This is a genomic window from Roseovarius marisflavi, from assembly GCF_900142625.1.
GTDB lineage: Bacteria > Pseudomonadota > Alphaproteobacteria > Rhodobacterales > Rhodobacteraceae > Roseovarius > Roseovarius marisflavi.
Genome location: NZ_FRBN01000004.1, coordinates 15,629 through 28,913, shown reverse-complemented (window position 1 = coordinate 28,913; position 13,285 = coordinate 15,629). Strand labels below are relative to the sequence as shown.

General features: G+C 63.9%; 14 protein-coding genes and 1 tRNA gene. 7 read left to right on the top strand and 8 right to left on the bottom strand.

Annotation, left to right across the window (positions count from 1 at the left end):
• The first annotated feature begins 76 nt into the window (after positions 1 to 76).
• From BUB78_RS05395 to BUB78_RS05370, 6 genes are all read left to right on the top strand, one after another.
• Positions 77 to 763, top strand: a complete 687-nt coding sequence (locus BUB78_RS05395; protein WP_073195830.1) for a haloacid dehalogenase type II — start codon at positions 77 to 79, stop codon at positions 761 to 763.
• Positions 763 to 1,596: an alpha/beta fold hydrolase gene (locus BUB78_RS05390; protein WP_073195828.1), complete on the top strand. Its 834-nt coding sequence runs from the start codon at positions 763 to 765 to the stop codon at positions 1,594 to 1,596. The genes BUB78_RS05395 and BUB78_RS05390 overlap by 1 nt, the downstream gene beginning before the upstream one ends.
• Positions 1,593 to 2,567 (top strand): threonine ammonia-lyase, encoded by a 975-nt coding sequence (locus tag BUB78_RS05385; protein ID WP_073195826.1) that lies wholly within the window; start codon positions 1,593 to 1,595, stop codon positions 2,565 to 2,567. The genes BUB78_RS05390 and BUB78_RS05385 overlap by 4 nt, the downstream gene beginning before the upstream one ends.
• 9 nt (positions 2,568 to 2,576) lie before the next feature.
• A complete protein-coding gene (pcaD, locus tag BUB78_RS05380) occupies positions 2,577 to 3,365 on the top strand; it encodes a 3-oxoadipate enol-lactonase (protein ID WP_073195824.1) in 789 nt (262 codons plus the stop codon).
• A gap of 100 nt (positions 3,366 to 3,465) precedes the next feature.
• Entirely contained in the window at positions 3,466 to 4,551 is a 1,086-nt protein-coding gene (locus tag BUB78_RS05375; protein WP_073195823.1) for an alcohol dehydrogenase catalytic domain-containing protein, read from the top strand.
• A gap of 112 nt (positions 4,552 to 4,663) precedes the next feature.
• The gene (locus BUB78_RS05370; RefSeq protein ID WP_073195821.1) at positions 4,664 to 5,896 is read left to right on the top strand and encodes a mandelate racemase/muconate lactonizing enzyme family protein; all 1,233 of its coding nucleotides are present in this window, start codon (positions 4,664 to 4,666) and stop codon (positions 5,894 to 5,896) included.
• A 9-nt stretch (positions 5,897 to 5,905) separates the two neighbouring features.
• Here BUB78_RS05370 and BUB78_RS05365 read toward each other — a convergent pair whose 3' ends face one another.
• Genes BUB78_RS05365 through BUB78_RS05335 form a run of 7 tightly spaced genes read right to left on the bottom strand, consistent with a single transcriptional unit; the run spans position 5,906 to position 12,301 of the window.
• The gene (locus BUB78_RS05365) at positions 5,906 to 6,835 is read right to left on the bottom strand and encodes an AEC family transporter (protein ID WP_073195819.1); all 930 of its coding nucleotides are present in this window, start codon (positions 6,833 to 6,835) and stop codon (positions 5,906 to 5,908) included.
• A 4-nt stretch (positions 6,836 to 6,839) separates the two neighbouring features.
• Positions 6,840 to 7,637, bottom strand: a complete 798-nt coding sequence (locus BUB78_RS05360) for an MBL fold metallo-hydrolase (protein ID WP_073195818.1) — start codon at positions 7,635 to 7,637, stop codon at positions 6,840 to 6,842.
• Entirely contained in the window at positions 7,637 to 8,428 is a 792-nt protein-coding gene (locus BUB78_RS05355) for a TatD family hydrolase (RefSeq protein WP_073195816.1), read from the bottom strand. The genes BUB78_RS05360 and BUB78_RS05355 overlap by 1 nt, the downstream gene beginning before the upstream one ends.
• A 19-nt stretch (positions 8,429 to 8,447) precedes the next feature.
• Entirely contained in the window at positions 8,448 to 9,569 is a 1,122-nt protein-coding gene (locus tag BUB78_RS05350) for a DNA polymerase III subunit delta' (RefSeq protein ID WP_073195814.1), read from the bottom strand.
• A complete protein-coding gene (tmk, locus tag BUB78_RS05345) occupies positions 9,566 to 10,192 on the bottom strand; it encodes a dTMP kinase (protein ID WP_073195812.1) in 627 nt (208 codons plus the stop codon). The genes BUB78_RS05350 and tmk overlap by 4 nt, the downstream gene beginning before the upstream one ends.
• Positions 10,189 to 11,358: a D-alanyl-D-alanine carboxypeptidase family protein gene (locus BUB78_RS05340; protein ID WP_073195811.1), complete on the bottom strand. Its 1,170-nt coding sequence runs from the start codon at positions 11,356 to 11,358 to the stop codon at positions 10,189 to 10,191. The genes tmk and BUB78_RS05340 overlap by 4 nt, the downstream gene beginning before the upstream one ends.
• Positions 11,359 to 11,371: 13 nt before the next feature.
• On the bottom strand, positions 11,372 to 12,301 hold the full coding sequence (locus tag BUB78_RS05335; protein WP_073196214.1) for an SPOR domain-containing protein: 930 nt from the start codon (positions 12,299 to 12,301) through the stop codon (positions 11,372 to 11,374).
• A 206-nt stretch (positions 12,302 to 12,507) separates the two neighbouring features.
• Between BUB78_RS05335 and BUB78_RS05330 the strand changes: the two genes are divergently transcribed.
• Positions 12,508 to 12,597: transfer RNA gene (locus BUB78_RS05330), tRNA-Ser, on the top strand.
• Between the two features lie 189 nt (positions 12,598 to 12,786).
• On the opposite strand, the gene BUB78_RS05325 is transcribed toward BUB78_RS05330, so the two are convergent.
• Positions 12,787 to 13,200 carry a thermonuclease family protein gene (locus tag BUB78_RS05325; RefSeq protein ID WP_084732779.1) on the bottom strand — a complete coding sequence of 138 codons (414 nt, stop codon included), beginning with the start codon at positions 13,198 to 13,200 and terminating at the stop codon, positions 12,787 to 12,789.
• Positions 13,201 to 13,285: the final 85 nt, after the last annotated feature.

Sequence of the window (13,285 nt, the reverse complement as noted above, 5' to 3'; positions counted from 1 at the left end):
GTGCCACTCTGCGCGCAATCCATAGTCTGCCGCGCCGGGATTTCCCCAGTCGCGCGCCCCTGCCCCCGGAGGCCCCATGCCCATAACCACCTGTGTTTTCGACGCCTATGGCACGCTGTTCGACGTCGCCGCCGCCGCCCGCAACGCCGCACAAGAACCCGGCCGCGAGGTCTTTGCCCGCCATTGGCCCGCGATTGCCGAGAAATGGCGCCTTAAGCAGTTGCAATACACCTGGCTGCGCGCGGTCATGGGCGAGCATACGGGGTTCTGGCAGGTCACGCAGGACGGGCTTGACTGGGCGATGGATTCCGAGGGGCTTGGCGACGACAGGGATCTGCGCGAGCGCCTGTTACAACTCTACTGGGAGCTTGAGGCCTATCCAGAGGTCCCCGCCATGCTGCACGCGTTGAAAGACGCCGGGATGAACACCGCGATCCTGTCCAACGGGTCGCCGGATATGCTTGACGGGGCGGTCAGATCGGCGGGCATCGGGGATGTGCTTGACGATGTTCTCTCGGTTGAAAGCGTCGGGATATTCAAGCCGGCGCGCGTGGTCTATGACCTTGTCGGCGCGCGCTTTGGCTGTGCGCCCGACGAGGTGCTGTTCGTGTCCTCAAACGGCTGGGATGCAAGCGCGGCGGCGGGCTATGGCTTTACTACGGCCTGGGTCAATCGCGCCGGCGATCCGGTGGATCGCCTGCCGGCGCGCCCGACAAGCATACGCCACGATCTGACGGGCATCCCCGCACTGGCGGGCTCCTGATGGCGCATTTCACCACCTCGGACGGGCTTGAGATTTATTACACCGATACGGGCAACGGCCGTGCGATCCTCTGCCTTGCGGGGCTGACGCGCAACAGCGCCGACTTCAACTTTTTGGCGCCTCACCTATCCGATAACCGGTTGATCTGCATGGATTATCGCGGGCGCGGAAAGTCGGCCTATGACGCGGATTTCACCAATTACAACATCCTGCGCGAAGGTCAGGATGCGCTTGAACTGCTCGACCACCTCGGGCTTGATCAGGTCACCCTGATCGGCACCTCGCGCGGCGGGCTGATCGCGATGGCCCTTGCCTATGGCCACCCGGCGCGCCTCCGGGCGGTGGTGCTCAACGATATCGGGCCGGATGTGGATGCCAAGGGCCTTGAGCGGATCATGGATTATGTCGGCAAGGAACCAGGCCTGCCCGACCTTGACAGCTGCGCCGCAGCGCTTGCCCATGTGCATGGCCCCGATTTCGCCGGGGTCAGCCTTGAGCGTTGGCGCCAGCAGGCCGAGTTCATGTTTTACGAAAAACCCGGCGGCGGGCTTGGGCTGCGCTATGATGCCAAGCTGCGCGACGCCCTCACAGGTCAGGCCGGCACCGGCGAGGCGGCCGATCTCTGGCTGTTGTTCGACGCACTCAAAGATATCCCGCTGGCGGTGATCAAGGGTGAGAACTCGGACCTGCTGACCGCTGCGACCCTGGCCAAGATGCAAGAGCATCACCCCGGCCTTATTGCCGCCGTGGTGCCCGATCGCGGCCATGTGCCCTTTCTTGACGAAGCCCCGGCGCTTGCCGCCATTCACGCGCTGCTGGAGCAAACAGCATGACCGACATCACCATGATCCGCTCTGCCGCCGCGCGCCTCAAGGGGCACGCGCGGCGCACGCCTCTGTTGTCCTCGCCGTTTCTGGATGAGATCGCCGGGCGGCGGGTGTTCGTGAAACCCGAATGCCTGCAACACACCGGAAGCTTCAAGTATCGCGGCGCGCGCTCGGCGGTTTCAGCGCTTGACCCCGACGCCCGCGCCCGTGGTGTGATCGCATTTTCAAGCGGCAACCATGCCCAGGGCGTGGCCCTGGCGGCGCGCGAACATGGCGTGGCTTCGGTGATCATCATGCCGGGCGATTCACCGCGCATGAAAATCGACAACACCCGCGCGCTTGGGGCCGAGGTGGTGCTTTATGATCGCGCCACCGAGGATCGCGATGCCATCGGCGCGCGTCTTGCGGGCGAACGCGGCCTGACCCTGATCAAACCCTATGACGAGCCACAGGTGATTGCCGGGCAAGGCACCATCGGCCTTGAGATCGCCGAGGACGCGGTCGCGCTTGGCGTGGCCAAGGCCGACGTTCTGGTCTGTTGTGGCGGTGGCGGACTGACCTCTGGCATCGCGCTTGCACTTGAGGCCGATGCGCCGGGTCTGCGCGCCCGCCCCTGCGAGCCGCAGGGGTTCGACGATGTCACCCGCTCGCTTGTCTCTGGCAAGATCGAGCGTAACGCGCGTCTTTCCGGAAGCCTCTGCGACGCCATCGTAACGCCACAGCCCGGCGAGATCACTTTTCCGATCATGCAGCGGCTGTGTGGTCCCGGCCTTGTCGTGAGCGAGGATCAATGCCTGCACGCCATGGCCCTCGCCTGGTCGCGGCTCAAGGTCGTCGCCGAACCGGGCGGCGCCGTGGCGCTTGCAGCCGCCCTGTTTCACGCCGATCAGATCGAGGGCGACGCGGTATTTGCCACCATTTCGGGCGGCAATGTCGATGCCGAGGTCTTTCAGACCGCCCTCGCCCGGTTTGCCTGAGGTCTGGCCATGGCGTTTGCGGAATTTGACGACATAAGGCTGCATTATCTCGACGAGGGTGACCCAAAGGGCGCGCCGATTGTGTTCGCGCATGCGCTTGGCACCGGCACGCTGCTTTGGGGTGCGATCCTGCCACATTTGCCGCCGGGCCTGCGCATCATCCGCTATGACGCGCGCGGTCATGGCCTCTCGTCCTGCCCGGCCGCGCCCTATTCGATGGGCACCCTGGTGCGCGACGCTGAGCGTCTCTTGGATCACCTTTCGGTGCGTGAGGCGATGTTCGTCGGCCTCTCGATTGGCGGGATGGTGGCGCAGGGGCTGGCGGTAAAGCGGCCCGATCTTGTGCGCGCCATGGTTCTGTCCAATACCGCCGCCAAAATCGCCACCCCCGAGATCTGGGCCAGCCGCATCGCCACCGCCCGCGCGGGCGGCATGGCAGAGCTTGCCCGCGCTTCTTGCGAGCGCTGGTTCACCCGCGCGTTCATGAAGGAAAACAGGCACCTGCCCTGGCTCAACGTTTTGACGCGGCATGATCCAGAGGGCTACATCGGTTGCGCTTCAGCCATTTCAGGCACGGATTTCTACACGCCAACTTCGGGGCTGCGCCTGCCGACGCTTGGCATTGCGGGCTCCGAGGATGGCTCGACCCCGCCTGATCTTGTGCGCGAAACCGTTGATCTTATCCCCGGCTCGCAGTTTCACCTTATCCGCCGCGCGGGCCATGTGCCCCCGGTAGATCAGCCAGAGGCCTATGCCCGCCAACTGCGCGACTTCCTCCGCGCCACGGGCCACATCTGACACCTCAAGGGCGCCGTTGCGGGCGCCCATCCTGCAATCCCCCCTTGCGATGGCGCGCGAATCCGGGTCACCTGCCCGAAACGCAAAAAGGAGCGTCGCCATGCCAACCATCAAAGCCGCCGTGTGTCACAGCTTCGGCGCGCCGCTTGTCATCGAGGACGTCGAGCTGCGCGCGCCCGAACGCGGCGAGGTCCTGGTCGATCTGGATGCCGTGGCCGTCTGTCACTCCGACATTTCCTATGCCGAGGGTGGCTGGGGCGGGTCGTTGCCGGCGGTCTATGGCCACGAAGCCGCCGGCCGCATAAGCGCCATCGGCGAGGGCGTTACCGGCTTTGAAACCGGCGACCCGGTCGTCGTCACCCTGATCCGCTCCTGCGGCTCTTGCCCAAGTTGCGGCTCGGGACGCCCGACAGGATGCGAAACCCGTTATGACGGCGACCTTGGCCCGCTCAGCACCACCTCGGGCGGCACCCTGCATCAGGCGATGGCCTGCGGGGCCTTCGCGCAAAAGGTCGTGGTCGACCAAAGCCAGATCGTGAAACTGCCTGCGGGCATCGACATGGCCTCGGCCTGCCTTCTGGCCTGCGGCGTGATTACCGGCGTCGGCGCCGTGGTCAACGCCGCAGGCCTGCGTGCCGGTCAGGACGTGGTGGTGATCGGCGCCGGCGGCGTCGGCCTCAACGCCATTCAGGGCGCGCGCATCGCCGGTGCCCGGCGCATCGTAGCGGTCGACATGAACGAGGAGAAACTCGCCGTCGCCCTCGAATTCGGCGCCACCGACGGCGTGCTTGCCACGGGCGACAAACCCTGGCGCGCCGCCAAGGCCGCGATGGGGCGCGGCGCCGATGTAGTGCTCGTCACCGTCGGCGCCGCCGCCGCTTATGACGTCGCCCCGCGCTACCTCGCGGGGGGCGGCAAGATGATTATGGTCGGCATGCCCCATAGCGGCTCACCCTCTTCTTACGAGGCCGTAAGCTTCGCCGCCGCAGGCCAGTCGATGATCGGCTCCTACGCGGGCGAGGTTGTCATCCGCCGCGATATCCCCTGGATGGTCGACCTCTACCAACAGGGCCGCCTCAAACTCGACGAACTCATCTCGGGCCGCTGGCGCCTCGATCAGATCAACGAGGCCATCGCCGACACCAAGACCGGCGCCGCCCGGCGCAACGTGATCCTCTTCAAATGACCCACCCCTTCTTCTTGCCATAAATATCCCGGGGGGTGTGGGGGGCAGCGCCCCCCACCCGGTCGGATCGCGGAACGCGATCCGAAACCCGTCTCACAGATCGGAGCATGACATGAAACTCAGGGACCTCGACATCATCGTCACCGCCCCGCCCGCACCGGGCTGGGGCGGGCGCTACTGGATATTGGTCAAGCTCACCACCGACGACGGCATCACCGGCTGGGGCGAATGCTATGCAAGCACCATCGGCCCAGAGGCGATGCGCGGCGTCATCAAGGATGTGTTCAGCCGCCACATTCAGGGCGAGAATCCCGAAAATATCGAGCTGATGTTCCGCCGCGCCTATTCCTCGGGCTTCACGCAACGCCCCGACCTCACGGTCATGGGCGCCTTTTCGGGCCTGGAAATCGCCTGTTGGGATATCCTTGGCAAGGCGCGCGGCCGCCCGGTCTATGCGCTTTTGGGCGGCAAGATGAATGAGCGCATCCGCGCCTATACCTATCTCTACCCGCTGCCGCATCACGATCTTACCGCCTTCTGGACATCGCCCGAAATGGCGGCGGAGTCGGCGCTTGATTGCGTGGCGCGCGGCTTTACCGCGATCAAGTTCGACCCGGCCGGCCCCTATACGATGCGCGGCGGGCATATGCCTGCGATGTCGGACATCTCGCTCTCGGTGGCCTTTTGTCGTGCCATCCGCGAGGCCGTGGGGGATCGCGCTGACCTGTTGTTCGGCACCCATGGTCAGTTTACCACCGCCGGCGCGATCCGCCTTGGCAAGGCGATCGAGCCCTATGCGCCGCTCTGGTATGAAGAACCCGTTCCGCCCGACAATATCCCCGAGATGGCGCGGGTTGCGGGCGCGGTGAACATCCCTGTCGCCACCGGCGAGCGGCTGACCACCAAGGCCGAATTCGCCCCCGTCCTGCGCGCCGGTGCCGCGAGCATCCTTCAACCCGCCTTGGGGCGCGCGGGTGGTATCTGGGAGATGAAAAAGGTTGCCGCCATGGCTGAGGTCTATAACGCCCAGATCGCCCCGCATCTTTACGCAGGCCCGGTGGAATGGGCAGCCAACATCCACCTGGCCACCTCGATCCCCAATATCCTGATGGCCGAAACCATCGAGACCGGCTTTCACAACGATCTGATCAAAGGCACGATTCGCGTCGAGCATGGCTTTGTCGTGCCGCCCGACACCCCCGGTCTTGGCATCGAGGTCGATGAGGATCTGGCGCGCGCGCATCCCTATACCGACAGTGGCCTGCATCTGGAAATGCAGGAGGCGCCCTGCGATTACGCCAATGGCAATGCCTTTGTCGGCGGTGCGCCCATCAAGACCGAATAACCCGCCCGCTCAGGGCAGAACCTGAAGCCAGACCCAGGCGGTGACAATCGTCAGCGCGGTGGACAAAAGCACGCTTGAGGCCGCCACGCGTTTCGCGTGACCATAAATATTGGCGAAGATATAGGCGTTAACGCCCGGCGCCATCGCCCCGGTCACCACCGCCGAGCGCAGTGACGCATCCGAGAGATCAAACGCCCGGCCAAGCCCGAAGGTGATCAGAGGATGTGCCACAAGCGCCACCGCGCAAACGTAAAAGATCACCCGCAAATCGCCCTCGGGGCGGTATTGCACCAACACCCCGCCAAGCCCGAACAAGGCCGCCGGCAACGCCGCGCGCACCATCAGATCCAGCGCATCATTCACCGGCCCCGGAAGGGCAAACCCCGAGAGGTTGACCGCAAAACCAAGCGCCACGCCCATGATGAGCGTGTTGGAAAACATCGCCTTGAGCACCTTGACCAGCACCGCTGGCCCCGCCGCGCCGCGCGCCTTGACGACCTCCATCACGGTGATGCCGATGCCATAGCAAAACGGCGAGTGCATTGAGATAATGGCGAAATTCGCGGTCATCGCGGCCGCGCCATAGGCCCGCTCCATGATCGGAAGGCCAAGCAGAACCGAGTTTGAGAACAAACAGCAAAAGCCGATGGCGACCGCGTCTTCCCAGGTGCGCGAGAAAAGATAGCGCGCGCCGAACAGCCCCAGAAGAAACCCCGACAACGCCCCGGCGTAAAAGCTGGTGAGCAGGCGCCAGTCAAAGCTCTGGCCCAGATCGAGCCGCGAGATCGCGGTGAACAACAGGCAGGGAATGGCGAATTTCTGGGTGAAGGCCATGAGCCCGTCAACGCCTGCCTGGCTGAACCAGCCGCGCCAGACCGCCAGATAGCCAAAGCCGATCACAAGAAAGACCGGCAGGATGACTTCGATCAGGGCCTGCATCGCCTCAGACCGGATAGCGGATGGTCATCCCATCATAGGCCGGCGCTATATGCTCGGGCAGTTCTTCGACGAGGGTCTGATAATCCATGTCGATATGCATATTGGTCAGGATCCCCCGGCGCGGCGCGGCGCGCGCCATCCAGTCAAGCGCCTGCGCAAGATGTGCATGGGTCGGGTGCGGCGTGCGGCGCAGCGCATCCAGCACCCAGCAATCCAGCCCCTCAAGCACCGGCCAGACATCCTCGGGGATCGCCGCCACATCGGGCAGATAGGCAAAGCCGCCCACCCGAAAGCCAAGCGCCTCAATCGAGCCGTGATTGACCTCGAACGGGTGCAAGGACACCGCCCCCCCGGCGCCGGTGATCTCGAACGGCCCGTTGATGGTGTGCATGTCAAGGATCGGCGGATAGGGGCTATCCTCGGGCTGGGTGAAGGCATAGCCAAAGCGCGCGTAAAGCGCGTTTTGCGTGTCGCCATCGGCCCAGACCGGAAGGCGTTGGCGCATGTTGAACACGATCATGCGCAGATCGTCGATGCCATGCACATGATCGGCGTGGCTATGGGTATAGACCACCGCATCAAGCGCGCCGACGCCTGCATCCAGAAGCTGGGCGCGCAGATCAGGCGAGCTGTCAACCAGAATGCGGGTCACGCCGCCCTCGTCTTCGCGTTCGATCAAAAGCGAACAGCGGCGACGGGTGTTCCTGGGGTTATCCGGGTCGCAATCGCCCCAATGCCCGCCAAGGCGCGGCACGCCACCCGATGACCCACAGCCGAGAATGGTAAAGCGCAGCTCGCCCATCACAGCACCGCCTTGGAGAAAAGACGCTCGAAATTCGCCTCGGTCTGGGCGGCGAAGGCGGGCCAATCCATGCCGAACACCTCGGCGCCCCTTTGGGCGGTGTGAAAGGTATAGGCCGGCTCGTTGCGTTTGCCGCGATAGGGCGGCGGCGCAAGGTAAGGCGCGTCGGTTTCCACCAGAATGCGGTCCACCGGGGCGCTCGCAAAGATATCGCGCACGTCCTGGCTTTTGGGGAATGTGGCGATGCCCGACATCGACAAATAAAACCCAAGCTCAAGCGCCGCCCTGGCCAGCTCTGGCCCCGAGGAAAAGCAATGCATGACGCAGGTATAGGCGCCGTTTTTCATTTCCTCGGTCAAAATCTGCGCCATGTCCTCATCGGCCCCGCGCGCATGGATGATAAGCGGCAGGCCGGTCTGGCGCGCGGCCTCGATATGCACCCGCAGGCTTTGCTTTTGCACCTCGGCGCTTTCAGAGGTGTAGTGATAATCAAGCCCGGTTTCGCCGATGCCGACAAACTTGGGATGGGCGGCAAGGCGAATGAGGTCATCGACACTCACCATCGGCTCTGACGCGGCACTCATCGGGTGGGTGCCGGCGGCATAAAACACCGGCGCGTATTTTTCCGCGATGGCGCGCACCTGGGGTTCGCTGCGCAGCTTGGTGCAGATCGTGACCATGCGATGCACGCCCGCGTCAAGCGCACGCTCGATCACCTGATCGCGCTCGGCGTCGAAATCGGGGAAATCGAGATGGCAATGGCTGTCGGTGATCTTGATCGTTTGGGTCATGTCTATCCTTGCGCGGGCCTTAGCCTGCGGCGGTTTTCTGGATTTTGAACACCGTATCAAGCACCAGAGCGGCCGGGTCAAGGTTGACCGCCCGCCCGTGTCGGGCGCGCGCACCGATCTCTTGCGCGCAATCGGCCCAGGCCCGCGCCATTTGCGGCGTCGAGGACAGTCGCGCCAAAAGCACCGCCTCGCCGTTCGCGGCCTCGATTGCCGGGGGATGGCCAATCGCACCCGTGCGCGCCAGCCGCGCCAGCAAAAGGTCGGTCAGCCCCATCAAGAGGTCAAGCCGCTCTTCGGCGCCGCGCGTCGCCGCCGCCTCGGCCAGCTTGAGCGCGCGCGGCCGGTCAAGCCGCGGCAGGCTGTCGAGCAGGCCGACGAGTTCGCTATAGATCTTGAGCCCGCCAAGATTGATCAGGCGCACCGCCTCGCCGACCGACCCGCCCGAAAGTTCGGCCAGGGCACCCGCATCGCCTTCGGGGATAATCCCCGCCTGATCAAGCGCCTGCGCCATCTCGGGGGCCGCCAGGGGATGCAGCCGAAGCGTGCGACAGCGCGAGCGGATCGTCGGCAAAAGCCCCGAGGGCTGATGGCTGATCAACAGGATCGTGGTGCGCGCGGGCGGCTCTTCGAGCATTTTCAGGATCGCGTTGGCGGCCTGGGTGTTGAGGTCATCGGCGGCATCGACGATCACCACCCGCCGCCCGCCATCCGCCGCCGAGAGGGAAAAGAAATTGCCAAGGCGACGCACTTCTTTGACCAGGATCTCGCTGGCCAGCCGGTCGCCCTTTTCGGTCGCGCCGCGCCGCAACAAAAAAAGCCCCGGATCCGAGAGCGCCAGAACCCGGCGCGCCACCGGATGATCCGGCGCGACATCAAGCGATGTGGGCAGTGGCGGTGCGCCGAAAAGCCCGTCGTCCTGCACCAGCGGGGCGGCCAAAAGAAACCGCGCGATTGACCAGGCCAGCGTCGCCTTGCCGACGCCGCGCGGCCCGGTGATCAGCCAGCCGTGATGCAGCCGCCCGGTGTTGAAGGCGTCAAGGAATTCGGCCTCGGCCGCCCCCTGCCCGATCACCTGCGCGGTTTCGCGCGGATGCGGCGCGCCCTCGACGCGGTCGGGTTCCGGCAAATCGCTGGTGCTCATGGCAGGCGCGCCCCGGCAGCGGCGGCCACATCAAGCGCCACATCCTCAAGTGCGCGATTGCCGTCGATAACCACGATCCGGTCGGAAAATTCCTCGGCCAGCGCCAGAAATCCGGCGCGCATCTTTTGCTGGAGGCCCTCGCCGAAGGATTCAAATCGCTCTTCATGGCCACCACGCGACAAGGCCCGGCCAAGCCCGGTGGCAGGGTCGATATCAATCAACAGCGTCAGGTCCGGTTCTCGCCCGATCATCAGGTCGTGCAACTGATCCACCGCCGCGCGCAAATCGCTGCGGCTTAGCCCCTGATACATCCGCGTGCTATCGGCAAAGCGGTCGCAGATCACCACCTGTCCGGCGGCAATCGCCGGGGCAATCGTGCGCTCAAGGTGGTCGCGCCGAGCTGCCGTGAACAAAAGCAGTTCGGTTTCCGCCGACCAGCGGTCGCCGTCGCCCGTCAGCACGAGTTTGCGGATTTCCTCGGCGCCCGGGCTTCCGCCCGGTTCGCGGGTCAGCACCACATCGCGCCCCTGCGCGCGCAAGGCCTCGGCCAAAAGCCGGGCCTGCGTGGATTTGCCGGAGCCGTCGATGCCCTCGAAACTGATGAAAAGGCCCGGCCCGCTCAAAGCGCCCCCTCGGGCCCTTGTTGCAACCGCGTCAGCAACAGCCCCGAGACCGTGCGCAGACGCGCGGTAAAGCCGCCCTTGGCCACGTCTTCGGCAGCGACCAGCGGCACGCGGGTTTCCGGCAAGCCCTCTGGCGCAAAGACCAGCTCTGCGATCTGATCGCCCTTCTTGACCGGCGCGCGAACCGGCCCGGTAAAGACAACCTCTGCCTTGAGAACGCTGCTCCCGAGAACTGGCATAAGGGTGCTCACGTCCTCTGCCGGGGTCAGGCCAACGCTATCGGCCTCGCCCATCCAGATCGGTGCGCGCGCCACTTCTTCGCCCGCCTTTACCACGGATTTCCGGGCAAACTGGCGAAAGGCCCAGTTGACCACCGCCTCGGATTCGCGGGCGCGGGCCTGTGCGCTTTCAAGACCCGACAGCACGAAAACCACCCGACGATCGCCCTGTTTGGCCGACCCGGTCAGACCATAGCCCGCCTGTTGGGTGTGCCCGGTCTTGAGGCCATCCGCGCCGACCCCGAGACTCAGAAGCGGATTGCGGTTTTGCGAGTTGCGCGGCGCGCGCCCATCAAACTGAAACTCGGTTTCGGAAAACATCGGATAGAAATCCGGGAAGTCGGTGATGATGTGACGCGCCAGAAGCGCAAGGTCACGCATGCTCATCTCATGGCCCGGCGCGGGCCAGCCGTTCGAATTCTTGAAGGTCGAGTTGGTCATGCCCATCTGCTGGGCGCGCTGCGTCATGAAGGTGGCAAAGCCCGCCTCTGATCCGTCGGGGCTTAGCGCTTCGGCGATCACGGCGCAGGCGTCATTGCCCGACAACACGATAATGCCGCGCAGCAGATCCTCGACCCTGACGCGATCGGTGGTGTCCAGAAACATCGTCGAGCCGCCATAGCTCATGGCGTGACGCGACACCGGCAGACGCTCGTCCAGCGACAGGCGGCCATCGCGGATCGCCTCGAAGGCAACGTAAAGCGTCATCAGCTTGGACATCGAGGCCGGCGGCAATGGCGTATCGGCGTTCCTGTCCAGCAGCACCGTGCCGGTGGTCATGTCAAACACAAAGGCCGCCTTGGCCCCGGTGTCAAATGCCTGCACCGGATGCGCCAGAGCAAGGCCCAGCACGATGGATGACACTATACGTCGGAAGAAAAGCGTCATGACGCCCCCCGGATCAATTGGTGACAGGATAGGCATCATCAAAGCCGATGCCCTTGATCTTCTTGAGCAAAACACCCCGCTCAGATGTGGTTGTGGCCGGACCGACAATGACACGCCAGAACTTTTTGCCCTGCGATGTCTGCTCGATCACCGTGGGCACCATTCCGGCCTGCCGCATGGCGGTGGCGGTATTGCTGGCGTTCTGTTCGACGCTGAAAATCCCGATCTGGATGAATGGCTTTTCAAGCGACGAGGCGCGGCGCGCGGGCGCTGCTGCGGGTGCCGGCGCGGGTTTTGGCGGGGCGGCGGCCGCAGGGGCCGGTGTGGCAGGTGCAGCGGCCTCGGCCTCGGCGGCGTCAATCGCGGCGGCAGCGCCTGCGACCGGGTCAAGCGAGGTCGCCTCAATGTCGCTCGGCGCGGCAAGCTCTGCGGTCTGCGCATCCTCCGGGGCAGCGTCGGCAACAGGGGTTTCCTCGCGCCGCAGCGCGGTCACGTTGAGTTGCGCCGGCGCGCCGGCCAGCATGCCAAGGGCGTTGGCGGCATCCGAAGAGACCTGCAATGCCGGGCCGGGATTATCGCGCTCACGACGAAACAGCGCGCCTATCACGAATTTCGAATTGGCCGTGTTGCGGATAATCACCCGCTCTGGGTCTTTGACATCCGGATGCGCCACCCAGACCCCGCCAAGCGAGGGGCGACCATCCCAAAGGCCCATATCGGTGACCTGAAAGACATCCGGCGCCTCGACATCACGTTCGACCAGTTTCACGGTCGAGGTCCCGGCCGTGCCCTCGGCCGTCTGGCCCGGTTTGGCCTGGAACGGATTGGCGAACTGCCCACTGTCGTCACAGCCTGCCAGAACCGCAAGCCCAAGTCCGGCCATCGCCAGCGTTTTCCAGCCTGCGCGTAGTCGTGACCCCTTGCCACCCGATTGAATAAACATGCTTTGCCCCTTGCCTGTGAACACGCTCAAAAAGCGCGCCTCGCCGGTTTGTCCGGTCCTGTTGATACTCACTTGCGGCATCCCGCCCGCGCGCAGTCTAGCGCCTTGCCTTGCCCAAGAAAAGCACGCAGGTGCACGATGGGCGAATTTCCCCGCAAAACAATATCTTTCAGAATCGCAAAAGCCGCTGTAGAGGATCATGCGTCGGAGGAGTGGCAGAGTGGTCGAATGCACCGGTCTTGAAAACCGACGAGGGTGAAAGTCCTCCGTGGGTTCGAATCCCACCTCCTCCGCCATTACCCATTGAAAAAATTTGTTAAAAATTGGTTTTGGCGACCTTACCCCACATAATACCCCACATAGAAAAAATGCTTGAGCCGTGAGCGAATCTTCGTCTCATTGCATGGGATTTGAGCGGGGGAGCACAGTGATCAAGATATCTTGGCTCCCATACACTCCCATCGGCATTAGCCCCCGACCGCTGTTCACTCGCACCAAAACTCTGCACCATCAGGCCAGCTTCGAGCCAAGCCCTCTGCGATAAGAATATCCCCAATGTCCATTCCGCCAACTCGAACGACTGCAAGAGTACGCCCGTACTTGTCTTTTCCGTCGCGGACGATGGTGAACTGGTTCTCATTCAGAAGTTGGAGCAATCTGTCAGAAGCAGCAGTTGCCAAGTCAACTTCGCGCTGTCCACCGCAGATGTTGGTGATTGGCTCCGGGGTATCGTAGCCCATCATTCTGATTTTCTCGCCCTCGAACCAAATCGTGTCGCCATCAACAACGCATGTGATGCGCTTAGCTGAGCCACACCTTTCGAATTCCTTGACTTGTGCCATCGCGCCTGTCGGCACCAGCATCATCGCGACCAGCGCCGCCTGTAATATCTTTCTCATAAGTCCGCTCCGTCTAATGCCTGCAACATATGGGCCGTCATCTGCAACCAAATTCCTTCTTATATGCCTGTACGCGCTCAAGGTT

Bases quoted from the DNA above. Each gene is read 5' to 3' on its own strand.
- BUB78_RS05395 (WP_073195830.1), top strand. From the start codon at position 77: ATGCCCATAACCACCTGTGTTTTCGACGCCTATGGCACGCTGTTCGAC.
- BUB78_RS05390 (WP_073195828.1), top strand. From the start codon at position 763: ATGGCGCATTTCACCACCTCGGACGGGCTTGAGATTTATTACACCGAT.
- BUB78_RS05385 (WP_073195826.1), top strand. From the start codon at position 1,593: ATGACCGACATCACCATGATCCGCTCTGCCGCCGCGCGCCTCAAGGGG.
- pcaD (WP_073195824.1), top strand. From the start codon at position 2,577: ATGGCGTTTGCGGAATTTGACGACATAAGGCTGCATTATCTCGACGAG.
- BUB78_RS05375 (WP_073195823.1), top strand. From the start codon at position 3,466: ATGCCAACCATCAAAGCCGCCGTGTGTCACAGCTTCGGCGCGCCGCTT.
- BUB78_RS05370 (WP_073195821.1), top strand. From the start codon at position 4,664: ATGAAACTCAGGGACCTCGACATCATCGTCACCGCCCCGCCCGCACCG.
- BUB78_RS05365 (WP_073195819.1), bottom strand. From the start codon at position 6,835: ATGCAGGCCCTGATCGAAGTCATCCTGCCGGTCTTTCTTGTGATCGGC.
- BUB78_RS05360 (WP_073195818.1), bottom strand. From the start codon at position 7,637: ATGGGCGAGCTGCGCTTTACCATTCTCGGCTGTGGGTCATCGGGTGGC.
- BUB78_RS05355 (WP_073195816.1), bottom strand. From the start codon at position 8,428: ATGACCCAAACGATCAAGATCACCGACAGCCATTGCCATCTCGATTTC.
- BUB78_RS05350 (WP_073195814.1), bottom strand. From the start codon at position 9,569: ATGAGCACCAGCGATTTGCCGGAACCCGACCGCGTCGAGGGCGCGCCG.
- BUB78_RS05340 (WP_073195811.1), bottom strand. From the start codon at position 11,358: ATGACGCTTTTCTTCCGACGTATAGTGTCATCCATCGTGCTGGGCCTT.
- BUB78_RS05335 (WP_073196214.1), bottom strand. From the start codon at position 12,301: ATGTTTATTCAATCGGGTGGCAAGGGGTCACGACTACGCGCAGGCTGG.
- BUB78_RS05325 (WP_084732779.1), bottom strand. From the start codon at position 13,200: ATGAGAAAGATATTACAGGCGGCGCTGGTCGCGATGATGCTGGTGCCG.